At 68.5% G+C, this 24,698-nt stretch carries 19 protein-coding genes; 13 read left to right on the top strand and 6 right to left on the bottom strand.

Features of this window, described 5'->3' with window-relative positions; all coding sequences use genetic code 11:
- Positions 1-27: 27 nt before the first annotated feature.
- From ACEN9G_RS17805 to ACEN9G_RS17830, 6 genes are all read left to right on the top strand, one after another.
- Entirely contained in the window at positions 28-519 is a 492-nt protein-coding gene (locus ACEN9G_RS17805; RefSeq protein WP_413339989.1) for a DUF3828 domain-containing protein, read from the top strand.
- Positions 520-655: 136 nt separating this feature from the next.
- Entirely contained in the window at positions 656-2,164 is a 1,509-nt protein-coding gene (locus tag ACEN9G_RS17810) for a hypothetical protein (RefSeq protein ID WP_483126803.1), read from the top strand.
- On the top strand, positions 2,161-3,642 hold the full coding sequence (locus tag ACEN9G_RS17815) for a hypothetical protein (protein WP_483126804.1): 1,482 nt from the start codon (positions 2,161-2,163) through the stop codon (positions 3,640-3,642). Before ACEN9G_RS17810 ends, ACEN9G_RS17815 begins: the two co-directional genes overlap by 4 nt.
- On the top strand, positions 3,639-4,136 hold the full coding sequence (locus ACEN9G_RS17820) for a hypothetical protein (RefSeq protein WP_440966555.1): 498 nt from the start codon (positions 3,639-3,641) through the stop codon (positions 4,134-4,136). Before ACEN9G_RS17815 ends, ACEN9G_RS17820 begins: the two co-directional genes overlap by 4 nt.
- Positions 4,137-4,154: 18 nt before the next feature.
- Complete coding sequence (locus tag ACEN9G_RS17825) at positions 4,155-7,880, top strand: tubulin-like doman-containing protein (protein WP_413343844.1); 3,726 nt, start codon at positions 4,155-4,157, stop codon at positions 7,878-7,880.
- A gap of 9 nt (positions 7,881-7,889) precedes the next feature.
- A complete protein-coding gene (locus tag ACEN9G_RS17830) occupies positions 7,890-8,744 on the top strand; it encodes a hypothetical protein (RefSeq protein WP_483126806.1) in 855 nt (284 codons plus the stop codon).
- Positions 8,745-8,750: 6 nt separating this feature from the next.
- Here the strand turns inward: ACEN9G_RS17830 and ACEN9G_RS17835 are convergent, their stop codons facing one another.
- The gene (locus ACEN9G_RS17835) at positions 8,751-10,538 is read right to left on the bottom strand and encodes an FAD-binding oxidoreductase (protein ID WP_483126807.1); all 1,788 of its coding nucleotides are present in this window, start codon (positions 10,536-10,538) and stop codon (positions 8,751-8,753) included.
- A 102-nt stretch (positions 10,539-10,640) separates the two neighbouring features.
- Positions 10,641-11,060, bottom strand: coding sequence for a PACE efflux transporter (locus ACEN9G_RS17840; protein ID WP_413346432.1), 420 nt, complete (start codon positions 11,058-11,060; stop codon positions 10,641-10,643).
- 89 nt (positions 11,061-11,149) lie between these two features.
- Between ACEN9G_RS17840 and ACEN9G_RS17845 the strand changes: the two genes are divergently transcribed.
- The 4 genes from ACEN9G_RS17845 to ACEN9G_RS17860 are packed head-to-tail and all read left to right on the top strand — an operon-like array spanning position 11,150 to position 15,100.
- Positions 11,150-12,037, top strand: coding sequence for a LysR family transcriptional regulator (locus ACEN9G_RS17845; protein ID WP_483126808.1), 888 nt, complete (start codon positions 11,150-11,152; stop codon positions 12,035-12,037).
- A gap of 60 nt (positions 12,038-12,097) precedes the next feature.
- A complete protein-coding gene (locus ACEN9G_RS17850) occupies positions 12,098-13,507 on the top strand; it encodes a metallophosphoesterase family protein (protein ID WP_483126809.1) in 1,410 nt (469 codons plus the stop codon).
- Complete coding sequence (locus ACEN9G_RS17855) at positions 13,497-14,750, top strand: cytochrome-c peroxidase (protein ID WP_483126810.1); 1,254 nt, start codon at positions 13,497-13,499, stop codon at positions 14,748-14,750. Before ACEN9G_RS17850 ends, ACEN9G_RS17855 begins: the two co-directional genes overlap by 11 nt.
- On the top strand, positions 14,747-15,100 hold the full coding sequence (locus ACEN9G_RS17860) for a hypothetical protein (RefSeq protein WP_413343979.1): 354 nt from the start codon (positions 14,747-14,749) through the stop codon (positions 15,098-15,100). Before ACEN9G_RS17855 ends, ACEN9G_RS17860 begins: the two co-directional genes overlap by 4 nt.
- 136 nt (positions 15,101-15,236) lie before the next feature.
- Here the strand turns inward: ACEN9G_RS17860 and ACEN9G_RS17865 are convergent, their stop codons facing one another.
- The 4 genes from ACEN9G_RS17865 to ACEN9G_RS17880 form a co-directional block, all read right to left on the bottom strand.
- Positions 15,237-17,222 carry a tetratricopeptide repeat-containing diguanylate cyclase gene (locus ACEN9G_RS17865; RefSeq protein ID WP_413343981.1) on the bottom strand — a complete coding sequence of 662 codons (1,986 nt, stop codon included), beginning with the start codon at positions 17,220-17,222 and terminating at the stop codon, positions 15,237-15,239.
- 300 nt (positions 17,223-17,522) lie between these two features.
- Positions 17,523-19,325, bottom strand: coding sequence for an ABC transporter ATP-binding protein (locus ACEN9G_RS17870; protein ID WP_483126811.1), 1,803 nt, complete (start codon positions 19,323-19,325; stop codon positions 17,523-17,525).
- On the bottom strand, positions 19,315-21,066 hold the full coding sequence (locus tag ACEN9G_RS17875) for an ABC transporter ATP-binding protein (protein WP_413337661.1): 1,752 nt from the start codon (positions 21,064-21,066) through the stop codon (positions 19,315-19,317). The genes ACEN9G_RS17870 and ACEN9G_RS17875 overlap by 11 nt, the downstream gene beginning before the upstream one ends.
- A 102-nt stretch (positions 21,067-21,168) precedes the next feature.
- The gene (locus ACEN9G_RS17880; protein ID WP_413337660.1) at positions 21,169-22,023 is read right to left on the bottom strand and encodes a phasin family protein; all 855 of its coding nucleotides are present in this window, start codon (positions 22,021-22,023) and stop codon (positions 21,169-21,171) included.
- A 209-nt stretch (positions 22,024-22,232) separates the two neighbouring features.
- Here ACEN9G_RS17880 and ACEN9G_RS17885 point away from each other — a divergent pair, with 209 nt between their 5' ends.
- From ACEN9G_RS17885 to ACEN9G_RS17895, 3 genes are all read left to right on the top strand, one after another.
- The gene (locus tag ACEN9G_RS17885) at positions 22,233-23,522 is read left to right on the top strand and encodes an amidohydrolase family protein (protein ID WP_413337659.1); all 1,290 of its coding nucleotides are present in this window, start codon (positions 22,233-22,235) and stop codon (positions 23,520-23,522) included.
- Between the two features lie 178 nt (positions 23,523-23,700).
- The gene (locus ACEN9G_RS17890; RefSeq protein ID WP_413337658.1) at positions 23,701-24,183 is read left to right on the top strand and encodes a GNAT family N-acetyltransferase; all 483 of its coding nucleotides are present in this window, start codon (positions 23,701-23,703) and stop codon (positions 24,181-24,183) included.
- Positions 24,183-24,695 (top strand): GNAT family N-acetyltransferase, encoded by a 513-nt coding sequence (locus ACEN9G_RS17895; RefSeq protein WP_413337657.1) that lies wholly within the window; start codon positions 24,183-24,185, stop codon positions 24,693-24,695. The genes ACEN9G_RS17890 and ACEN9G_RS17895 overlap by 1 nt, the downstream gene beginning before the upstream one ends.
- Positions 24,696-24,698: the final 3 nt, after the last annotated feature.

Below are 24,698 nucleotides of genomic sequence, written 5' to 3' on the forward strand. Positions count from 1 at the left end.
GCACAGTCTGGCTGTCAGGAGCCCATCATGTTGATTCATAAAGGAAATTTCCTAAAGCTCATTCTGTTTGGCGTGCTGCTGGTTTGTCTCTCGGCGCATGCGGCGGCGTTGCGCGCACCGGAGACCGTGGCCGCGGAATTCTATGGCTGGTACCTGCAGACGCTGGATGCCGACCAGGATCCCCTGAGCGACCGCTACGATCGCCTGAATGCATACGTCGCGAAGCCCCTCGTCGACCAGCTGGTGAAACGCCTGCAGGAGCAAAAGGCGGCGGCCGGCGACTACTTCCTGCAAGCGCCGCGCATCCAGGGCGCATGGCTGCGGGGGCGCGTGCAGGCCGTCACCCTGCGCCGCCAGGCGCGCAGCGCCGACGTAGTCGTCACCCTCGACGGCGACGGCGACGCGAAACATGAAGTGGTACTGACGATGGTGCTGGACAACGGCACCTGGAAGATCCGCCACGTGAACCGCGCGGCACTCGATGCTGCCGAAAGTTCCACTTCCCGCGCCGCTATTTGATCCCTGAAGCACAGCCACGCGCTACTCCGTGAACAGGGCGCCGTCGGCTTGATCCCGGCGCTATGATTTCAAAACGATAACGGTCCCGACGTTGGGGGGACCGTCGAACTTTTTGACGATCAGACGGTGGGAGCGCATGGCATACCGATGGGAAACGCCGGCCAGTATCTGGCTGGAGGATGAACGCAGCGGGCAGTTCGAGCTCGTGTCCAGCGACGGGCTGGGCCGGATCGACTGGCAGGCCGCCGCGCGCGGCCGCCTGACCGATTGCGCGCACCTGCTCGGCGCCTCGCTGCCGCGGTCCTGCGACCACGCCGCCATCTATCCCGAGGGGTTCGCGTTCTGTCCCACGTGCGGCCGCCCGCTCGAACGCCTCGGCGTCGCGCCCGAGCGCCATCCCGACTGGTGGGGGCCGTATGCGGATGCGCTGCTGCCCCGGCACGTGCCGCATGGCCTGCCCGTGACGTCGCTGGCGCTGGGCGACAGCCTCGAAGAGCGTCCTCCCGCGCCGGAAGTCGGCCGCTTCGACGCCGCCATGCCGCCGCCGCCGAACGCCCATTGCGTATTCGCAGCCGCCACCTTCGGCTTTCCCGAACAGCGCCTGCTCGCGCTGGCGCCGGGGCGGGGCGTGCTGCAATACTGGGATCCGCTGGCGGAAGTCTGGCACGTGCTGTTGCCGGAAGAGGGCGCGGCCGACCTCGCGTTCGGCGCATCCGATTACGGCTGGCTGCCCACGTCGCACCTGCAGGTGCCCGCGCGCCGCGGCGACGTGGCGCTCGTGCCGACTGCGCGCGGCCTGTACCGCCTCGCCATCAATCCGGTCAGCGAGACCTGCCGCACGGAGGCCGTGCTGGCCGCGCCGGTCGTCGCCGCGCCCGGCCTGATGCGGCGCCAGATGGGCGTCCTCGTGCGCAATCCGGGTGGCACGCTGGGCCTGTGCGGGCTCGGCGCCGACCTGTCGCCGGGGCCGCAATTCGATTGCGGCGCGCTGCCGCTGTCCGGCTGGACGCGGCCCATCGGCTACGACGGCCAGCTGTTCTGGCTGCACGGCGAGGGCCAGCTCGCGTGGCGTCCCGGCGAGGCGCCGCGCTGGCTCGCGTGGCCGGACACGTGGCTGCCCAGCCTCGACCTCGGCGGCCCGACGTTGAGCCGCGACGGCCGCATGTGGCTGATCGGGCATGACGGCCAGTCGTATTCGTTCCTCGAACTGGGCGCAGAACGAGTACAAGCGCGTCCGCAGCGCGAACTCATCGACGGCGCGCGCCTCGGCTTCGCCAACCTGCTGTTCCGGCGCGGCCATCCCGTCGTCGACGAACCGTGGTCCGGCGAGCATGTCGAGGACCAGCACGAGGACGATTCCCTCGTCCTGCCGCTGCTGCGCAGCTTCAACAACAACCGCAGCCAGCCCAGCGGGCTCGTGCTGCGCTTCCACAAATACACCGGCCGTGCCGAAGACGCGCTGGCCAACCGCGTGATCGCCCGCACCACGGTGGAGTGGATCGGCCGGCGCAACGTGATCCTGGACGAAGTGGCGCGCCTCGCGCGGCCGCTCGAGTGCGTGCCCTTCGTCTACGCCAACCGCCTGTGGCTGCACCACCCAGACTGGAACCGGATCCGCGGCTGGAATCTGGAAGCGCCGACGTGAGGGCCTTCGTCCTTTTCCTCGCGCTGTGCGGCGTGATGCCCGCCTGGGCCATGCCGCAAGTGGCTCAGGTTATTCTGGTGCAGAATTCGGGCTGGATGGAGCCGTTCTACACGGACCCGCAATCCCAATTCAAGCCGCTGGTCGCGGCGCTCGCGGGCAATGTCGCGCAGCCGGGCGACGCGCTCGTGCTGGCCGCGTTCAACCAGTCGCTGCCCGGCGCGCCGTCGCCGCGCGCGCTGCTGTCCGAGCAGGTGACGAAGGACACGCCCGCGCACGTGCGGGCCGCGCTGGCCGGGCTGGAAACCGCCCATAAACCCGGCGGCACGGCGCTCGCCGACACCGACCTGGGCGAGGCCGTGGAGACGACCGTCACCAAAGTCCTGGGCGGGAAGGCGGGCCTCGTCTGGCTCGTGACGAACAACCGCAACAGCCCGAACAACGACCAGGCGACCGCGCAGCGCAACCGCGAGTTCTATGCGCTGATCCACAAGGGCGCCGCGATCACGAAGGCGCTTGCTTTCCCGCTGCGGATGCCCGTGCAAGGCCAGCACTACCACGCGAACGGCCTGATGGTGTACGTGTTCGCCGTCGGTCCGGAGGGTGCGCGCGCCCTCGACGCGATGCTCGTGGCGGGACGCGTGCAGCGCGTGATCACCGAACCGCCCGCGCGCCTGAAACCGCTCGACCGCGACACGGTGCGCCTCGTGCCGCGCAAGGTCGAGAACGCGCCCGGCGTCGAGTTCTCGATGGATGCGGCGGGCCGCCTGCGCGCGGACGTGTCGCCCGCCGCGCGCACGCCCAACGCGACGATCCAGTGGCAGCTGCAGAACACGATGTATCCGTACACGATCGCGGGGGCGACGATCTCCGCGCGCTCCATGCTCGGCGGCGAGAACCGTCCGATCGCATTGAAGACGAACACCGTCACGCGGCTGGCGCCGGGCCGCGCGGAGCCGCTCGCATCGACGGTGCAGCTGCCCGTCGCGCAGCTGCCGGGCAAATGGTCGATGGCGGCGCTGAAATCGGCCGGCTCCGCGTATGTGCTGCCGGGCCGTATCGAACTGCACCTGCAGGGCCAGCGGCTGGAACTGTCGCAGGCGTTCCGCGAGCGAATGGCGGCGCTGTTCCCGGGCGATCCGCTGCCGGACATCTTCACGCCGCCGGCCGACATCCAGGCCTCGACGGCCGTGCTGCCCGTCGAGGTGCACGTGCATTACGGCTCCGGTCCGCTCGTCGCGCTGCTGGGCGGCGGCCTCGCGCTGCTGGCCGCCGGCGCGGGCGCCGCATATGCGTACGGCCGGCCGCGCCGGGTGCAGCTCGTCGTGGAAGACGAATTGCGCACCGTGCACACGCGGGCGGGCGCCACGCAACCGATCTACGACAAGGCGGGCAATGAAGTGGCCCGCCTGAAGACGACCTTGTTCGGCCACCAGTTGCTGGACCTGCGCGAAGGCGCGCAGGTGCGGCTCGGCCGATGAACCCACGGGAACCCTCCACCATGCAGAACGACCAGACCAAGCCCGCCCCCGACACCGCCGGCACCGACCCCGGTTTCAAACTGCCCGGCCAGACGGCCACTACGCCGCAGGACAGCCTGCCGAAGACGACGCCCGACACCGCGACGCAGCCCGTCGAGATCGCGCCCGGCGGCGCCACCAACACGAGCGCGGCGCCGCTGCGCGACACGGCCGGGCGCGACATGGCCATCGGCGCCGTCGCCTTCGTCGTGCTGCTGGTGATTTACTTCTTCGTGCGGAACGCCTACGTGCACCACCTCGTCGTCAAGCGCGTGGCGCCGTCGGCGGCCGGGAGTGCGGGCTGGCTGCTGTTCGTCGGCATGGGCTTCCTGTCGGCCGCCGTCGTGCTGGCCATCGTCAATGCGAGCAGATACCTGACGCCCGCCATCACCGGACCGCTGGTCGTCGTCGGCGTCGTCACGCTGGTCGCGGCCTTCTTCGTCGGCCGCCGCTGACCTTTCAAAGAGAACACCATGGCAGATTTTCCCGATCCCGCATCCCTGGGCAACAAGGCAGAGTTAAAAGTCGACCTGCGTCCGACGCTGTTCATCGGCGCCGGCGGCACCGGCATGGAAGTCATGATGCGCATTCGCCGCCGCATCCTTGCGGCCGTGTGGAACCGCCGGCATCCGACCCGCGTCGAATCCATCGCCGACTTTCCCGTCGCGCGCTTCCTCCATTTCGACCTCGATGCGAACGCCGTCATCGACGAAGGCAAGTCGCAGCGCACCGACCCGTGGTTCGAACTCGTGAAACTGAGCGACGAGGAACGTCTCGTCGAACCGCTCGACCTGCCGCAGTACCACGAGTCGGACGACAGCCTCGCGCGCTTCCCGCTGATCGAAAACTGGATGCCGCTGCGCCCGAAGAAACTGCGCTCGCTGGGCATCGACCCGTCCAAGGGCGCGGGCCAGATCCGCGCGCTGGCGCGCTTGTACCTGTTCGACAAATACCCGAAGCTGCGCGGCCGCATCAAGGGCGCGTTGAATTTCCTGAGCAGTAATGCGGGCATCGAGCGCAAGGAGAATTACCAGCGCCTCGGCCTGCAGGTCGACACGTCGAAATTCCGCATCGTCGTCATCGCGTCCAACGCCGGCGGCACGGGGGCGGGCAGCGCCATCGACCTGGGCTGGATCGCCAAGGCCGTCGCGCGCCAGGAAGTGTCGGACAGCCAGGTCGACCTCGTGATGTTCCTGCCGTCCGGCTATGCGAAGGCGAACAAGGAGCGCACGGAGGCGAACGCGTACGCCACGTTGATGGAGCTGGAGACGGGCATGCGCGACATGAACGCGCGCGTGCAGTGGATGGAGCCGGACAGCATCGTCGGCCGCGGCACGCCGTTCGACGACGTGTACTTCGTCGACACGGCGAACCTCGCGAACAAGGCGACGCAGGACGTGAAGGACGTGTACCAGATGGTGGCCGACACGCTGTTCGAGGACTTCGCGTCGGCCGACTTCGCCAACCGCAAGCGTTCCGTCGCCGTCAACCAGCAGCAGCACAAGCTCGGGCCGTACAACCCGCGCGTGCCGGAGCAGCCCTTCGGCGACATGCGCCTGTCGTACTCGAAGGTGTATTCCGCGTTCGGCCAGTCCGTGCTCGACACGCAGCAAAGCCTGCGCGAAGACATCCGCGCCTACGAACTGGCGGCGCTGATGGTGAAGGCGTTCTTCGGCCTCGTCGCGGCCGATGGAACGGCCGCGCGGCGCGCCACCGACCAGGAACGGGACGCCTTCATGCGCGAGCAGATGGGCATGGCCGAGCATCCGTTCACGGAATTCCCCGATTTCAAGAAGGGCACTGTCGACGTCACGCCGTTCCCGGAATATGCGCTGACGGACATGCTCCTGCTGGACAAGGACCAGCGCTCGCTGCTGGAGCGCGTCGAGAGCAAGGTGCAGCTGGAGATGGACCGCATCATGGCCTCGTACGACCTCAAGCTGTGGCGGGAAAAGGTCGTCGAGCTGCTGCCGAACCTGGAGCGCGACGCCATCCGCGAGGCCGGCGCCACGGCAGAGACGAGCGAGGACCGCATCAAGCGGCATACGGGCGAGCTGCTCGCGCAACTGCGCCTGAACGTGCGTGGCCGGTTGTACATGCTGCTGGACGACCGCAAGCAGGGCGGCCTCGAATTCGTGCTGTCGCTGCTGGAGCAGGTGAAGGCGCGGCTCGCGCAGCGCGACCTGGCCAGCGTCCAGCGCAACGGCAAGCGCTACCGCGACGTGCGCGACGCGCTGCGCACGCGCCAGGTCGAGGAATCGCTGAACCACCTGACGCAGGCCGCGGGCCGGCTGTTCGGCAAGGATGCGCAGGCGAGAGAGATCATGAACCACCTGAAGCGCGATATCGCCGACTACTTGCGCTTCCACCTGCTCGCCGTCGCGGCGGGACAATCGATCGAGGTCATGCAAAGCCTGTCGGCGTGGCTGGGCGAACCGCAGGCGCCGGACGAACACGGCCAGGTGCGCTGGAGCGGCGTCGCCGGCGAATTCCAGGAAGGGCGGCGCAATGTGGGCGCGATGCTGGCCGCGGTCGACCAGCGCATCGGCCAGCTCCGTGCCGACGCGCGCCAGGAACACGCCACCTACATCAAGCTGGCGAGCGACGTGCTGCCGGAACCGGTGCGCCTGACGGGCGACGTGAGCGCGTGGAGCGAAGAAGTGCTGCTGGAATTCGGCGGCTCCGCGCGGCTGTTCCCGCAACTGGGCGACGAGAGACTGCGTGCCGACCTGCTGTTAAAACTGTTCCGGCGCGCGCAGTTGCAGCTGTCCGGCGAGCAGGCCGTCGCCGAGCTGCCCGATCCGCTCGTGGAGCGTCTCGGCGCGATGTCGCCGCAGGAACGGCACCGCATCTTCTCCGAATGGATCAAGAGCGCCATGCCATGGATTAACGCGCGCTTCTCGGCCGAGTTCACGCCCAGCGCCGACCAGTTCAAGTGCTTCATCGGCGTGGGCGATCCGGCCGCGTGGCGCAGGCTGGAAGGGGAAATCCGCGCCGCCGTGCCGACCGGGTTCTTCCACGGCGACCTCGTGTCCGTCGTGAACACGGGCGTGCCGGGACGCGCGGTGTGCTATATCGAGCTGTCCGGCTATCCGATGACGGTGCTGCGCGGCCTGCCGACGTGGCGCGCCAGCTACCAGATCGAAAACCCGAAGATCCCGACGCACCTGCACTTCGATTCGACGCGTTTCCGCCACCCGATCTCGCCGTCGATGGACGAGCTGAATCGGCTGGCGGACGACTACGAATTCTTCCTGGCTGCCGTCGCGCTGGGCGTCCTGCGCCGCAAGCAGGACGCGGGCGACCGCGAGGCCGCGTTCCAGCCGCGCGGCCAATACCTGTTCGAGGTCGAGCAAGGCTCGGGCGAATGGCTCCAGATCGGCAACGAGTACGCGATCCGCTCCAACGGCTTGCCGCCGTATTACCGCGAGCAGGTGATCGCGGCGACGCGCCAGCGCCTGGCCGCGATGGGCCCGCACCAGCTGGCGCTGCTGGCCGCGCTGATGCGCCATTATCAGCTGCGCGTGTACGAACCGAAGCTGGAAGTGGACGAGACGGGCGCCCAGCTGCCGTCGCCTTCGCTGCCGTACATCACGGCGCGGCGCCTGTACGACCAGTGGATGCGGCGGGCCGTGTCCATCGATCCGCACCTGTCGCCCGCGCAGGTGGAAGCGGCGCTCGCGCAGCTGGACACGTGGACGGAGACCGTACCCGATTCCGCGTCCGACGCCTATGCGTGGGAAGTCGAACGGCCCACGGACAAGCGCGTGATCCGGCCCGAGTTCCTGTCGGCCGACGCGCGCGCCGCGCAGGCGCTGGAACGGCGTGCAGCGATGCCGGTCATGCCGTCCGCGCAGTTCGCGCCGGCCGCGCCCACCGTCGTCGCACCGACGCCGGGCGCCCCGGATGCGGTGCCTTCGCCAGGCCTCGGGCCGGCCGCGTACGTCGTCGGCGCGACACCGATCCCCGCGCGCTACAAGTTGTTCGTCGGCGGCGCGCAGCGCGGACCGTTCGCGCTGGACGAAGTCGTGCAGCAGCTCACGCGCGGCGAGATCGACACGGGCACGCGCATCTGGAACATGCAGTGGAATCCGCGCGCGGACAAGTGGAAGACCGTGGCCGACATCCCGGAACTGATGGCGGCCGCCGGCGCCGCGATTCCCGATCCGGACGACGACGGCATTCCGGACCCCGAATAAGGACGCACCGTGCAGGACGAAGCAATCTACCGCTGCATCAACACTGCCTGCGCACGCGGCATGCCGCGCCGCGTGCAGTACTGCCCGTATTGCGGGACGGCCCAGCAGGCCGGCGCACCGCCGCCACCGCAGGACGATGGACATGTACGCCGCGTTGCCGCCGATAACGTTACAACTGCCGCTGCCGCGACAGCCGGGGCGGAGGCCGTCGCCGGATTGTCGGGCTGGTCGGATGCGCCGGATACCGTGCAGGAGGCGCCACCGCAGCCGTCGCCGAAGCCGACGCCGCCCGCGACAGCCTTCGGCCACGGCGGCCGCCCGGTCGAGGCCCATACCGCGCCGCCGCCGGAGCGGGGCCGCGGCATCCCGTGGTCGCCGCGCCCGACGCCGCCGCCTTCGCCGGCACCGGCGGGCCGTCAGCCGATCCGCCTGCGCTGGTGGATCGTCGCGCTGGCCGTGCTGTGGGGCGTGTGGCTGTGGGCCAAGCCGTCGGCGAAGAAGATCGACAAGCGCATCGACGGCGCCATCGCGCTGGCGCAGGCCTGCCAGGGCAAGCAGGCGCAGGCCGAGCTGATCGCGCTGCGCGGCAGCCGCGCCACGCCGCAGCAGCTGGAACGCCTGCAGCGCGAACTGAACGAGGCGTCCAGCGCGTGCACGCGCAAGCGCCAGCGCGCGAGCGCGTGGGCGGAGACGCGCGGTCCGATCGAATCTTCGCTGGCGTCGGGCAGTGTCGAGCGGGCGCGCACGCGCCTGCAGGCGTTCACGAAGCGCTGGGGCGAGGACGACAACACGCGCGCGCTCAAGGCGCGCATCGACGCCGCGCGCGCCGAGCATCCGCTGGCTATCCCGCCAGACGCGCAGTAACGGGAATCACGCGTTGCGTGTAAATCCGTCCTCGCTCCAGGCTTCGCTGCCCACGCCGTGGCGCACGAAGAACAGGCCGTCCGGATCGTACTTGCGCTTGACCTGCGCGAGCCGCGGATAGTTGGCGCCCCAGAAGGCGTCCTGCCAGCCGGCCTGGAAATAATCGCTTTCGGAGACATAGGAACCGGCCTTCGGCGCCACCGCCAGCAGCGCGTCCATCGCGCGCCCGATCGCCTGCGCGCGGGCGCGCCCGCGGACCGCATCGACCGCGCCGCCGGGCATGCCGGGGAAGCGCGGCCCATCGCCGCCCGCGATGATCGCGAGCGCGAACGCGTCCAGCACGGCGGGGTTGGTCGCGGTGTCGCGCGCCGCGTCGATGTCCGCCTGCGGCGCGCCGGCCAGGCCCTTGTTGAAGTGCAGGCCCACGCTCCAGTGCCGGCTCGCCTGGAACAGCGCGTCGGCGAGGCCGGCCTGGCGTTTCGCATCGAGCAGCCCGGCCGGCAGCCACGCCGACTTGTAGCCGTGGATGAACCAGCCCTCCTGGTCTGTGTCGCCCTTCCAGATCACATGGTGCGCGGGCGCGCCCGGACGCGGATCGGCGACCATGAAGCCGGGCGCGTGCTCGCGGAAGTACGCCGCGTCCCACATGTGCCGCGCGGGCAGGGCCAGTACCTGGAACGGCTTCTCGAACGAGTAGGCTGGATGCGCGCGCAGCCAGTCGAGCAGCGGCGCCCACGTGCGCGCCGCGCCGGCCTCGTCGAGGTCCTGGAACACCATCGAGACGTCGACGGTGTTGTCGCCGTGGATGCCGATCTGCTCGCCCCAGTGCGGATTGAACAGGTCCTTCGCATAGAACTCGACCAGCTTGCCGACCAGCGCACGGAATGCGGCATCGTCGGCGGCGCGCACCTTGCAGAAGACGGCGCCGAACGTGGCCGGCAGCTCGCGGGTGCGCAACGTGAGGCGCGTGACGATGCCCACGCTGCCGCCACCGCCGCCTTTCAAGGCCCAGAACAGGTCCGCGTTCGTGCAGGCGTTGGCGATGCGGAGCTGGCCGTCGGCCGTCACGACTTCCGCCTCCAGCAGGCCGGCCGCCGCCGTGCCGTAGCGCTTGGAAAAGCTGCCGAAGCCCCCGCTCTGCACGAGCCCCGCCACGCCGACGGTCGTGCAGCCGCCGCCCTGGACGTAGCGGCCGGCGAGCGTCGTCACCGCATCGTACGCGTCGATCCACATGGCGCCCGCGCCCACCGTGACGGCCGGCTGCGGCGCGGCCCCGCAGTTGCGCGCGACGAAGGCGGGTTCCAGGCGGACGTCGTTCATGTGCCGCGTCCAGACGAGCAGCGAATCGGGCGCGTCGGACGTGCCCTGGTAACTGTGCCCGCCGCCCTTGACGACGAGGCGCAGGTCGTGGGTGCGCGCGAAGTTCACGGCCGCGGCGACGTCGGCCGGCGTGCGCGCCGCGACGGCGTACGCGCTGGGCTGCGAGGACCAGGCGTCCAGCCAGCCGCTCGTGTGCGTGAAGTTCGGCTGGTCGCCCATCTCGAAGCCGTTTTTCAGCCGCGCCAGCGCGGCCGCGCAGGCCGGCGCATCCGCACCCGCGGCGCAGCCGGCGAACGGCGCGTCGAGCTTCACGAGACGGCCGCCCACGCTGCGTTTCAGGTCGTCCCACGCGGCGGCGGACGGCCACAGCGGATCGCCCGGCCGCACGCGCCGCCGCAGCGATGCTGCGGCCGTGACGCCTGCGAATGCGAACGGCAGCGTCGCCGCGGCCTTGAGAAGGAATCGTCGTTTCACGGTGTCTCCTGACTGGATCGAATGCCGGTCAGGCTACGCCGGCATGCACGCGCGGGCGAGCGGAATGTGGCGAACCGGGAGACGGCCGGGGCGAACCGGACGTCAGGCCGCCGCCTTCGGCAATCCGAACACGAGGTCGAACGCCCAGTTGAACGCGAAGCTGTAGAGGACGAAGAACACGACGAGGCCGATGTCGAGCAGGAAGGCGTCGACGAGCGACGTGTCCAGCGCCCACGCGAACATCGGCACGATGGCGAGCACGAGGCCGCCCTCGAAGCCGATGGCGTGGACGACGCGGCGCAGCAGGCTGCGGCCGCGCGTGGCCTGGCGCGCTTCCCACGCTTCGAACAGCGTGTTGTAGACGAGGTTCCAGACGACGGCCGTCGCCGACGCGAGAACGGCCGCGATGCCGGCGGCGCCCGCATCATGGTCCGCGAGGCCGGCCAGGCCGGCCGTCGTGCTCGCGATGGCGATGGCTTCGTACAGTGTGACGTAGACGATCTTGCGTTTGATGCCCTGCATGGTGTTGCGCTTTCCAATCTCGATGGCGTCAGGATATGTCGGTCGAGTTGATGTATAAAGTCAGGATCTTTCAACTTTATTGATAGGTCATGGCATTCACCAGCGACAGCGTGCGTATCTTCCTGGCCGTGCTCGACCACGGCTCCTTCTCGGCGGCGGCCCGTGCGCTGGGACGCGTGCCGTCGGCCGTCAGCATGGCCATCGCCCAGCTCGAGGCGGAGCTGGATTTGATCCTGTTCGACCGGTCCGGACGCGACCCGCGCCCGACGGACGCCGCGCGGGCGCTGGAGCCGCGCGCGCGCCACGTCGCCAGCGAAATGCGGCGGCTGCAGGCGGACGCGCTCGCGCTGCACGGCGGACTGGAACGGCGGCTGACTCTGGCCGTCGTGCCGGAACTGATCGCGGGCCGCTGGAGCGTGCCGCTGGCCGTGCTGGCGCGCGAATTTCCGTCGCTTGAAGTGGAAGTGCTGTCGGCGCCGCAGGCGGATGCGCTGCGCCTGCTGCACGACGGCGGCGTGCAGCTTGCCCTCGTGTTCGAGCGCGAGCGGCTGGACGACCGCGAGGCGTTCCAGGAAGTGGGCAGCGAACTGCTCGTCGCGGTGGTGGCGCCCGGCCATCCGCTGCTGACGGGCGGCGCGCCGCGGCTGGAAGACCTGATCGACCAGCGCCAGATCGTCGTCGCGGGCCGCGATGGCGCGGGCAGGGATCCGCGCTTCGTGCACGCGCGCGACGTGTGGCGCGTGGACAGCTACCTCGCCACCCTGAACCTCGTGCAGGCGGGCCTCGGCTGGGCGTATCTGCCGCGCGCGCTCGCGCAGCCGCTGGTGGCGGCCGGGAGCCTCGTGGAGATCGGCTTCGACAACATCAGCAATGCGCTGCGCCTGTGGGTCGACGTCGTGTGGTCGCGCGAGCGGCCGCTGGGCCTGGGCGCGCAACGTTACGTGGACCTGATGCGCGAGGACTGGCGGATGTCATAGCCGGGTCATATTGCGTCCTTATCGTGTTGCGATTTCAATCACGCACGAAAGGACACCCAGATGATCGGATCGAACGGCCGGGCCCTCGGCGCCGTCGCAGTGGCCAGCCTGCTCGCCAGCTGCAGCTCCACGCACATCGACGAGGCGACGAAGGACGACTACGTGAAATACGCGTGGGTCGTGATGGGCGACGGCGGCAAGCCGGTCGCGCGCGCGGCCACGACGTACGGCACGTGCCCGGTGATCACGGTCGACGGCGCCGATACGCGCATGACCCTGCGCGCGGCCGCAGGCACGCCGGCGCAGCGCACGACGGCGAGCGCCGCCGCGGATTCGAAACCGTCCGCGTTCCCGCTCAACGTCTGCGAGGCGGCGGTGGCGGCGGATGCGAAAGAGGCGCACGTCGGCAGCAGGGCGCTGCCGCTGCCGAAGGCTGCGCCGCAACGCATCGTCATCCTGGCCGACACGGGCTGCCGTTTGAAGAAGGCCGACAACGCCTGGCAGTCGTGCAACGACGCCGACGCGTGGCCGCTCGCGCAGATCGCCGCAACGGCCGCGAAGCTGCGGCCGGACCTCGTCATGCACATCGGCGATTACCATTACCGCGAGAACGCCTGCCCGTCCGACATCGCCGGCTGCAAGGACAGCCCGTGGGGCTATGGCTGGGACACGTGGGAAGCGGACCTGTTCAAGCCGGCCGCGCCGCTGCTGGCCGCGGCGCCGTGGATCGTCGTGCGCGGCAACCACGAGGAATGCGCGCGCGCCGGCCAGGGCTGGTTCCGCCTGCTCGACACGCAGGCCTACGGCGCGAAGCGCACCTGCGACGATCCGGCCAACGACGCCGTCGCCAACTACACGGCGCCGTATGCCGTGCCGCTCGGGAGCGATACGCAGGTGATCGTGTTCGATTCCGCCAAGGCCGGCAAGGCGGCGCTCGCGACGACCGATCCGCAATTCCTCACGTACCAGGACGAGTTCAAGACGGTCGCCCAGCTGGCCGGCAAGGCGAAGACGACGAGCCTGTTCGTCAACCACCACCCGATCCTCGGCTACGCGCCGATCGCGGGCGGCGCGCCGGCGGGCGGCAATGCGGCGCTGCTGTCGGTGATGCGGCAGCTGAACGCGACCGCGTACTATCCGGCCGGCGTATCGCTCGCGATCCACGGCCACGTGCACGACTTCCAGGCGATCAGCTTCGCATCGAACCACCCGGCCACGTTCGTGAGCGGGAACGGCGGCGACAACCTCGACGTCGCGCTGCCCGACCCATTTCCCGCCAACGTGCCGCCGGCGCCGGGCGTGACGGTCGACCGCATCACGCACGGCAATACGTTCGGCTTCATGCTGATGGAGCGCGCGGGCAGCGGCTGGACCTACAAGGCCTACTCGAAGACGGGCACCTTGATGGCCACGTGCGCGCTGGCCAACAACCGCCTCAATTGCGACAAGGCGGGCTTCCTTGCGGGGTAAGTCAGTGATCGTCGCAGGCGTGCTGGCGGCATCCATCGCATTCGCCGGCACGCCGCAACTGCCCGCGATGCCCGGCGTGGCCGGCCCGTCCTCGCCCGCGCCCGCGCGCGTGGCGCTGGGCCGGCAGGTGTTCTTCGACACGCGCCTGTCCGAGCCGGCCGGCACGAGCTGCGCGAGCTGCCATGATCCCGCGCAGGGCTTCGCGGGCAACCACGGCTCGCGCATCGGCGTGGCGCTGGGCAGCCGGCCGGATCTCGTCGGCAGGCGCAACGTGCCGTCCGTGCTGTACGCCGCCTACGTGCCGCCGCTGTTCTTCTACCAGGACGACGACGCACTCGCGCCCACGCCGTTCGGCGGCCTGTTCACGGACGGCCGCGTGGACACCGTCGCGGAACTGGTGCGCCATCCGCTGCTCGATCCGCTCGAGATGCACAACCGGAGCGACGCCGATATCGCCCGCAAGCTGCGCACGGCGCCGTACGCGGACGGTTTCAGACAGGCCTTCGGCCCGGACGTATTCAGGACGACGGCCAGCACCCTGACGGCACTTGGCGCCGCGATGGACGCGTTCCTGCAAAGCCGCGACATGTCGCCGTTCTCGTCGCGCTACGACGCCTGGGTGCAGGGCAAGGCAAAGCTCACGGCGGAAGAATTGCGCGGCCTGAAACTGTTCAAGGACCCGGACCGCGGCAACTGCGCCAGCTGCCACAAGTTCAACGAGACGTCGACCAATCCGGCCCGCTCGCTGTTCACGGATTTCGGCTACGATGCACTCGCCGTGCCCCGTAACCGGGCCATTCCGGCCAACCGCGACCCGCGCCACTTCGACGAGGGCCTGTGCGCCACGGGGCGTGCAAAAGGATGGAAGGAGCCCGGGCAGTGGTGCGGCTACTTCCGCACGCCAAGCCTGCGCAACGTGGCCGCGCGCGAGCGCTACATGCACAACGGCGTCTTTTCCGACCTGCGCGACGCCGTCGCGTTCTACGCCACCCGCTCGATCGAGCCGGAACGCTGGTACGGGAACGGCCGCCAATTCGACGACGTGGCGCCGCGCCACCTCGGCAACGTCAACGTGGCCACCATGCCGTACAACCGCCGCAAGGGGATGAAGCCGGCGCTCGACGATGCGGACATCGACGCCATCGTCGCGTTCCTGCGTACGCTGACGGATGCGCCGTTCGAAGCGTCCGCCGCGGCGCGTGGTGCAGGTGTATATTCGGCAACAAAGGAGGGTGCAAGATGAAACGGATATCCATCATCGGCGCGCTGCTGGCGGGCTGTCTCCTGGCGGCGTGCAACCGTGGTACGGACGACGTGGGCCCCGCCCAGCAGGCCGGCAAGGCCATCGACGACGCGGGCGCCCGCGCGCAGGCGAGGGTCGACGAGGCCGGCGCCCGCGTGCAGGAAAAGCTCGATCACGTGAACGACAGGATCGAGCGGATCAACGAGAAGGTCGAGGACAAGGTCCAGGCCCAGGTCCAGAAGGCCGACCAGGCCGTGCGCGAGGCGCGCGACGGCGCGAAGGAAGCGACGGAGCGGGTCGGGCAGAAGGTCGAGGAGGCCGGGGAGAAGATGCAGCAGGCGGCGAAGTGACCTGAACCGTCGTTCCCGCGGAAGCGGGAACCCATACTGAGCAACCGGATTCGGTGCGTCGGAAACACCGCGGTATTCCTGACGCCGGGCTTCGGAGACCCGGCATGGGTCCCCGCTTTCGCGAGGACGACGAGGTTCAAGACGCCATCCGTAATTCCGGCACGTGCCCCGTCACGATCGACAGATCGACGAGCCCCGCGCGCCACGCCTTCTCGATGTCGTGCTCGACCTCGTCCAGCGCCGCCGGAGCGAGGCCGGACACGCCGCACACGCCGTACGCGCGGTTGCGGCCGTGGCCCTTGGCCAGGTACAGCGCCATGTCGACGATGTTGATTGCGCGTTCCCATGACAGCGCCATGCCCGGCACGAGCGGGAACGGCGCGAAGCCGATCGATACGTTGACGGAGAGGCGCGTGCCCTGGTAGTCGATCGTGCGTGCCGGGATGCCGGCCAGCAGGCGGCGCGCCACCTCGTCGAGGCTGTTCCGCGGCACGGCCGGCAGGAAGGCGAGGAATTCCTCGCCGCCCCAGCGCACGATCATGTCGGTCTCGCGCAGGATCTCGCGCAGCGCGTCCGCGATCTCGCGCAGCACGGCGTCGCCGGCGCCGTGGCCGTACGTGTCGTTGATGTGCTTGAAGTGGTCGACGTCGAGCAGGAACATCGCGCTGACCATGTCCTCGCCGCTCGTGCCGCCGTTGTTGCTCACGCTCCGGCGCTCGATGTCCTGGTGCGAGCGCATGAATTCCTGGAAGTGGCGGCGGTTGTACAGCGCCGTCAGCGGGTCGCGCGCGCTCTGCTGCTTGAGTTCATGGTTCTTGACCTCGAGCTGGGCGTTGGCGTGCCGCACCTTGCGGTACAGGATGCCGACGATGACCGACGCGAGCGCGAACACGAGCGCCAGCAGCCACCAGATGCGCTGCTGCAGGCGGCGGTTGTCGATTTCGGTCGACTTGACCTGGTTTTCCTGGCGCAGCATCTCGATCTGGCGCTGGCGCTTGTCGGCCTCGTATTTTTCCTGCAGCTCCATCATCGCCTTCTGGCGGCGCGTCTCGAACAATTCGTTCGACAGCGCGCGCTCGCGGTGATACGCGGCCAGCGCGCCGGGCAGGTCGCCGGCGCGTTCCAGCGCGTCGCCGTATTCGACGAGGACACCCTGCTGGTCGGGCTTGTTGCCGGAGCGCTGGTACCAGTCCATGCCCTGCTCGATGTGCTTCTTGCCCTCGGCCAGGCGGCCCATGCCCAGATAGGCCTGGCCCACGTTGACGCGGGCCGTGGCGGCGAGGGCGTCGTCGTGCAGCTTCTGCGCCTGTTCCAGCGCCTGCTGCGCGTACGCGAGCGCGCGGCGCCAGTCCTGCTGCTTCAGGTACGAGTCGGCCAGGTTGACGAGCGTGTTGGCGATCATCGCGTCGGCGCCGATGCGGCGTTCCAGCGCGAGCGCCGACAGCAGGGCCTTCGTGCCCCGCTCCATGTCGCCGCTGTTGGCGGCAAGGATGTATTCCGTCGTCTTGAAGATCGCCAGGCGGCCCGGCGAATCGATCGCCTCCGCCAGCTGTTCCGCTTCGCCGATCGACTCGAACCCCTTGTCGAATTCGCGCATCTGGTTGTACAGGTAGGCCAGCGACTTGAGCGCGACGGCGATCTGCAGCTTGTTGCCGCTCTGGCGCGCAAGCGTCACGGCGCCCTGCATCTTGGTCAGCGCGACGGGGAAGTTGCCTTCCTCGGCGAACGATTCCCCCGACGAGATCAGCACGAGGATGCGCAGGTCGACGTCGGGGCTGTGGGCGGCGAGGCGTTCGGCTTCCCACACCAGCTGGTGCGACTGGCTCATTTCGTTCAGGCCGAACAGGGCATAGGCCTTGGAGAGCAGGGCGCGCGCAACGAGGCTGTCGTCGTGCGCCTGGCGGCCCAGTTGCAGCGCCTGTTCGCACAGCTGGACGGCTTCCACGTGCTTGCCGAGGCGGTGGCTCAGGTCGCAGGACAGCGTGAGCAGGCGGGCGTGTTCGGCGGGCGTGCGGCGCGCCTGGGCGGCGAGGCCGGCCAGCAGCGGCACCGCGTGCTGGGGCGTGACGCGGATGATTTCCCCGAGTTCGGCAAAGCGCGCACGCACGGGTTCTTCCGGCATAGCGGCCGCCGGCGTGCTTCCGGAAACGAGCAATAGCAGGGCCAGCAGCGCACGGCTGCGTCGGTGCTGCGCTGCACGAGATAGACCTGCCAATATGCCTCCCGAGGAAGTGTGGTCCCTTAATTTAGGACATCTGCATATACAATTATAGGCTCTTGCAATTGAGAAATATCAATTAATGGAACGATTATGCGGAAAAGACACAGGTTTCGTATTCAAGAAGCCGCGCCGTCACAAAAATAGTGTTTAACTAACAAAGTTTCTGCAACGGCAACGATATCAAGGAGGTAAACAACGCGGTCAAACGCTCAGTTGTTGCAGCAAATACAGCCGCTGGTACAGGCCGCCTTCGATGCGCATCAGGTCGTCGTGGCTGCCCGATTCGCTGATGCGGCCGTGGTTCAGCACGACGATGCGGTCGGCGTCGCGGATCGTCGACAGCCGGTGCGCGATGGCGATGATCGTGACCTGGCCGCGCAGCTCGTCCAGTGCCTGCTGCACGATCTGCTCCGTCTGGCTGTCGATGCGCGACGTGGCTTCGTCCAGCAGCAGGATGCGCGGCCGGTCGGCGAGGGCGCGCGCGATCGCGATCAGCTGCTTCTGGCCGGACGACAGGCGCGAGCCGCCTTCGCCCAGCGGCGTGTCGTAGCCCTGTTCCAGCCGCGCGATGAACTCGTGCGCATGCGCGGCGCGCGCGGCCGCCTCGATGGCCGCCTGTGACAGGCCGCGGCCCATGTCGATGTTCTCGCGTGCCGACGCCGCCAGCAGGAACGGATCCTGCGGCACGAGGCCGACCTCCGCGCGGAAACGCTCGTTGCCGATCGTCGCCAGTGGCTCGCCGAACAGGGTGATGGTGCCTTGCTCGACATTGTAATAACGCAGCAGCAGCGACAGCAGTGTCGACTTGCCGCTGCCCGTGTGCCCGACGATGCCGAAGAACGCACCCTGCGGGATGTCCAATGACAGGTCGTGCAGAACGGTCTGGCCCGCCACGTAGCCGAACGAGAGGTCGCGCACGCGCACGGCGGGGACGTCGGCCGCGACGGGCTTGCGTGCGGACACGACGCGCCCGGCGGCATGCTCGGCAGCACCCGCTTCGTCGAGCAGCGCGGCCACGCGCGCCGTGGCGACGACCGCCTGCTGCAGGCCCGAGAACTGCATCGTGATCTGGATGAGCGGTTCCACGACGCGCGCGATGTAGCTGATGAACGCGTACAGCACGCCCACTTCGACGGCATTCATGCTGCGCTGGCCGAAGCTGTAGATGACGACGGCCAGCAGGACCACGTTGAGGAAATCGAGCGCCGGCCGCAGCAGGAAGGCGTTGGCGCGCAGCTCGGCCACGCGGGCCGTGTAGTGCTGGTCGTTGGTGTGGGCGAAGCGTTGGCCGAAGCGGTGCTGCGCATTGTTCGCCTGCAGCACGCTCATGCCACCGATGGATTCCGCCATCTGGCCGTTGATGTCGCTGCGCAGCGCGCGCGCGCGCGTGACCGCCGGCGCGGACAGCCGCTGGTACAGCCACACGATGCCCAGGACCGCGGGCACGAGCGCCAGCACGATCACCATCAGGCGCCAGTCCAGCCACGCCATCGCGATGGACGTGCCGACGAGGACGATGCTGGAATCGAGGATCACGAACAGCACCTGGATATACAGGGTTTTCACCGCCTCGGTGTCGTTGGTGACGCGGCTCACGAGCTGGCCCGTGATGGCGCGGTCGAAGAAGGCCATCGGCAGGCGCAGCACGTGGCCATAGACCCATTCGCGCAGGCGCTGCACGGCACGCATCGCCATGCCGGACAGGCGCACGAGCTGCAAAAAGCGCAGCCACGACGCGGCCATACCCGTGACGACGACGCCGGCCAGCAGCCACCCCATGCGCGTCCAGTCGAGGTGGTGCGGTAGCAGGTGGTCGTCGATCAGCTTCTTGCCCAGCAGGGGACCGACCACTTCCAGGCCGGCCGCGAGGATCAGCCACAGCGTGGCCCAGCCGAGGTGGGCGCGGTCTGGATGGGCGGCGCGGCGCAGCAGGCTTGTCGCCTGGCGCGCCTGCGCCGCAGTTACACTCTTATTCGCACTTTTCTTGACGTCTTCAGATGGCATCGAGGCTGGCCTCCAGTTGCTGGTAGCGCCACTGGCTGGCATACCAGCCGTCCAGGGCGAGCAGTTCGTCGTGCGTGCCGCGCTCCACGATGCGGCCTTCGCGCAATACGACGATCAGGTCCGCGTTCACGACGGCCGACAGGCGGTGGCTCGCGATGATCGCCGACAGTTCCGGGCGTTCGCGCCGCACGTCGTTCAAATGGTCGAGGATGTTCGTTTCCGTGCCCGTGTCGACGGCGGACAGCGCGTCGTCGAGCAGCAGCAGGGCGCTGTCGGCCAGCAGCGCGCGCGCGATCGCCACGCGCTGGCGCTGCCCGCCCGACAGCGTGATGCCCTTCTCGCCGACGGGCGTGTCGTAGCCGTCGGGGAAGCGGAGGATGTCGTCGTGGATCGCGGCCATCTTCGCCGCCTGTTCGATCTCCGCGCGCGATGCGCCCGGGTGGCCCAGGGCGATGTTTTCCGCGATCGATGCGGAGAACAGGAACGATTCCTGCGGCACCCAGCTGATGTGCGCGCGCAGCGTGGCAAGCGTGTATTCGTCGAGTGCGTGGCCGCCCCATGTCACACGGCCGTGCTGCGGCGTGGCCTGGCGCAGCAGCACGCGCAGCAGCGTGGACTTGCCCGCGCCCGTGGTGCCCACGAGGCCCAGCGTCTTGCCCGGTTCCAGGCGCAGCGAGACGTCGTCCAGCGCGGGGCGCGCGTCGTCGCTGTAATGGAAGCGGACATGGTCCAGCACGAGCGGCCCGCGCGCGAGCGTCTCCAGCGTCCCGCGGTCGTCGACGGTCAGCGGCGCATCGAGCAGCGGTTGCAGGCGCGCGAGGGCGGCGCGTCCGCGTTCGATCAGCGACAGCACCCAGCCCGCGGCGAACATCGGCCAGATCAGCTGGCCGAGGTACATGGTAAAACTCGTGAGGCTGCCGATCGTGATCTGGCCCTGCCACACGAGATAGCCGCCGAGGCCCAGCGTGAGGCCGGTGGCGGCGGTGAGCGTGAGGCCGACGGCCGGTTCGTACGCCGCTTCCCATTTCTGCGCGGCGAGGCTCGCGTCGGCGGCGCGCGCGGCCAGTTGCGCGAACTGGTCGGCGCTGCGCTGTTCCAGGCCGAGGGCGCGCAGGGTGCGCACGCCGGACAGCGTCTCCTGCACGTGGTCGTTCAGCGCGGAGAAGCGCTTCAGCGAATCCGTCGACGCCGTGTGGATGTGGCTCGAGATGCGCCAGAACGCCAGCGCCATCAACGGGAACGGCAGCAGGGCGATCGTCGTCAGGCGCCAGTCCACGCCGAGGAACATGATGCCCAGAACCATGACGAGCGTGAGCGTGCCGTCGAAGCCGGCCAGCATCGCTTCGCCGGCCGCCTGCTCGATGGCGTCGATGTCGTTGGTGCCGAGCGCCATCAGGTCGCCCGTGCGCTGGCGCTGGAAGAAGGCGGGGCCTTGCGCGGACAGGCGGTCGTACAACTTCGTGCGCAGTTCCACGCCGAGCCGGTAGGACGCGGAATACAGGCGCAGGCGCCACGCCACGCGCAGTCCATAGATCGCGAGGCCGAGGCCGAGCAGTTGCGCGATCTGGATGAGCAGGTCATGGCCGCCGAGGCGGTGCGCGGCGAGGCCGTCGATCATCGCGCCGACCTTGCGCGGCACGAGCACGGTGCACAGGGCCACGCCGAACAGCATCACCGCCGATGACGCATAGGAACGCCAGTGCCGGCGCACGAAGCCGCCGATCAGCTTTGCCAAACCCATTGAAGATCCTGTTCTTGTTGTTGGTGAGTGAAAAAAGAAAAAGCGGGCCAAGGCCCGCTAATTTACTAGTTTTACAGCACCTTTGCAGATGCCGTGCCGCCGTTACTTCTTGCGCTGCGAGCGCGAGGTCTTGCCGCCGTGCGTCACGACGCGCAGCGGCGGCGTGCTCTCGGTCGGCGTGACGATCGGCAGTTCCACGTGCGGACCCGCTTCCAGCGGCACGGTCGATGCGATCGGATGCTCGGCGGCGGCCGGCTTCGGTGCGACCTTGTTCAGCGCTTTCGCGAGCGGCTTGGCCCTGGCGGGCGGCACCTCGTCGGCGATGGCCGTTTCGACCGGATCGGCGGCCGGCGCTTCCGGTTCCGCGGACACCGCTTCGGTCACGGTGGTCGTGATCGGTTCGGGCGCCTGCGGCTCGGTCTGGGGCTCGGCCTGCGGCGCGGCCGCTTCTTCGTCACGGCTGATGGCCTGGGCACCCGCGTCCAGCGCCGCTTCGGCCAGCGCGCAGCCGGTATCGACGGCGGCGCTGACGATCTCGCTGTTCACGGTGGCCGCATCGGCCGTCGCGATGGCTGCCTGCTCCATGAACTGGGGCACGGACGTCGGGATGTTCGCGGTCGCGGCGGGCACCAGTTGCAGCGGCTGCTGCGTGCTCCAGCTGCGCTCGTGCGTGCCGGCGGCAATGCCCAGCAGCTCGCGGCCGTAGGAAAAGAATTGCTGCCACTGGCCCTGGGCCGTGGTGCCGATGGCCAGGAAATCGCGCGGGTTGGTAATTTCGAGCAATTGCTTGAAGGTTCCCGTAGCTTGTTCGACCGACGCGCGGGAGGTCTTCATGTTGAGCGCAATCAGCTGTTCGGCGCTGTCGATCGCGCGCTGGCTCAATGCCCGGAACACGTCGAGCTGTGCTTCCCATTGGGACTTGCGGACGGCGGACAACTGTTCGGAGAATGAAGTCATCTGGGTTCCTTGTCTTTCAGGTTGTAACCATTCGGTTTATGACGCACTGCAATAAGTCTAGTGTAAAGGGGTTCATGCGGGATGAAAAGGGAATTCTATGTTGTTTTTGCAAGGAAATCTTGCGGTGCAGCATTGAGGTTTGATATATATCATTGACAAGATGATCAGCGTGGTAATCTGATGAGGTCCCAACCATCAGGAGCCCGCGCATGGATCTCGTTCTCCGCAACGCCACCCTGGCCGATGGCCGCAAGGTCGACATCGCCATCGCAGGCGGCACCATCGCTGCCGTCGAGCCCGCCTTGCCGCAACGTGGCGCGCGCGAGATCGACGTCGGCGGCGACCTCGTGACGCCGCCGTTTGTCGACGCCCATTTCCACATGGACGCGACGCTCAGCTATGGCCTGCCGCGCGTGAACGAATCGGGCACCTTGCTGGAAGGTATCGCGCTGTGGGGCGAGCTGAAGCCGCAACTGGCGCAGGAGGCGCTCGTCGAACGCGCGTTGCAGTATTGCGACTGGGCCGTGGCGCGCGGCCTGCTGGCGATCCGCACCCACGTCGATGTGTGCGACGACCGCCTGCTGGCCGTGGAGGCGCTGCTCGACGTCAAGCGCAAGGTCGCGCCTTACATCGATTTGCAACTCGTCGCGTTCCCGCAGGACGGCCTGCTGCGCAGCAAGACCGCTTTCGACAATCTCAAGCGCGCCATCCGGATGGGCGTGGACGTCGTCGGCGGCATCCCGCATTTCGAACGGACGATGGCCGACGGCGCCGAGTCCGTGCGCCTGCTGTGCGAATTCGCGGCGGAGCAGGGGCTGATGGTCGACATGCATTGCGACGAAAGCGACGATCCCTTGTCGCGCCACATCGAGACCCTTGCCGCGGAGACGCTGCGCCTCGGCCTGCAGGGCAGGGTCGCCGGCTCGCATCTCACGTCGATGCACTCGATGGACAACTATTATGTGAGCAAGCTGCTGCCGCTGATGGCGGAATCCGGCGTCGCCGCGATCGCGAATCCCCTCATCAACATCACCCTGCAGGGCCGCCACGACACGTACCCGAAACGCCGGGGCATGACGCGCGTGCCGGAATTGCTGGCGGCCGGCGTGCCGGTGGCGTTCGGCCACGATTGTGTGATGGATCCGTGGTACGGCCTCGGTTCCGGCGACATGCTGGAAGTCGCGCACATGGGCCTGCACGTCGCGCAGATGACGGGCCAGGCCGCGATGCGACTGTGCTTCCAGGCCGTCACGGAAACGCCCGCGCGCATCCTCGGCTTGCCGGGCTATGGCATCGCGCCGGGCTGCCGCGCGGACCTCGTCTGGCTCGACGCGGGCGACCCCGTCGAGGCCATCCGCCTGCGCGCCGCGCGCCGGCTCGTGCTGCGTGCCGGCGAAGTGATCAGCGAGGCGCCGCCGGCGCGCGCGAGCCTGCGCCTGCCGGGCCGGCCGGCGTCGGTTGATTTCCGATTGGAACGATTGAAGCGGGCGGAGCAGTAACGGGCGGCACGAAGTCTTTCCTACCTTTATTCAGCGGAAATTTTCTACGTCCCCTTACCGGATCGGCATCCGTGCAGCCGAATCCCAAGGTAGAATCTTGCGCTTTCGATACGTCCCAGCAGGTCACGCAGTGAAAGACATCCAGATTCGTCCCGCTACTGAAACTGATTTCAATGCTATGTGGACCATTTTCCAGGCGCACGCGGCCGAGGGTGAAACCTATGCCCAGGACGCGGACACGAGTCGCGAAGACACCTACGATTACTGGTTCGCACCCGAGGCGTCGACCTATGTCGCGGTGCGCGGCGAGGAGCGGATCCTCGGGATGTACAAGCTGCAACCGAACCACGTGGGACGCGGGGCGCATGTCGCCAATGCGTCGTACATGGTCAGTCCGAACGCGCAGGGCGTCGGCGTGGGTCATTTACTCGGCGAGCACAGCATCGGCGAGGCCCGCCGCAAGGGCTACCTGGCCATGCAGTTCAACTTCGTCGTCAGCACGAACAATCCCGCGATCCACCTGTGGAAGCGGCTCGGCTTTTCCATCGTCGGCACCTTGCCGAAGGCGTACCGCCACCGCCGGCTCGGCTATGTCGATGCGTACGTGATGTACAAGCTGCTGGAAGACCCCGCGCGCTGGCCGCTGCCGGAAGAAGACTGATGCCGGTGGATATCCTCGCGACCCCGCGCCTGCGCCTGCGCACCGCCGACCGCGACGACGCCGACTTCTATCTTGCGCTCGTCAACGATCCCGGCTTCCTGGAGCATATCGGCGACCGCGGCATCCGCACGCGCGAGGATGCCGTGCAGGCCCTGCTCGACGGCCCGATCGCGATGCAGGCCACGCGCGGCCACTCGCTGTACGTCGTCGAACTGAAGGACAGCGGCACGCCCATCGGCATGTGCGGCCTGATCAGGCGCGAGACGCTGGACGGCGTCGACATCGGCTACGCCTACCTGGCGCGTTACTGCGGCCGCGGCTATGCGTACGAGGCCGGCATGGCCGTGCTGGCGCTCGCGCCCGCGCTGGGCCTCAAGCGCGTGCTGGCCATCACGTCGCCCAACAACCTCGCGTCCAACGGCCTGCTGCGCAAGATGGGCATGCGGTACGAACGGTTCGTCCACCTCGTGCCGGGCGACGCCGGCAGCAATTTATACAGCATGGAATTCTGATTC

The sequence above is a fragment of the Massilia sp. Masssp94 genome (assembly GCF_059491305.1).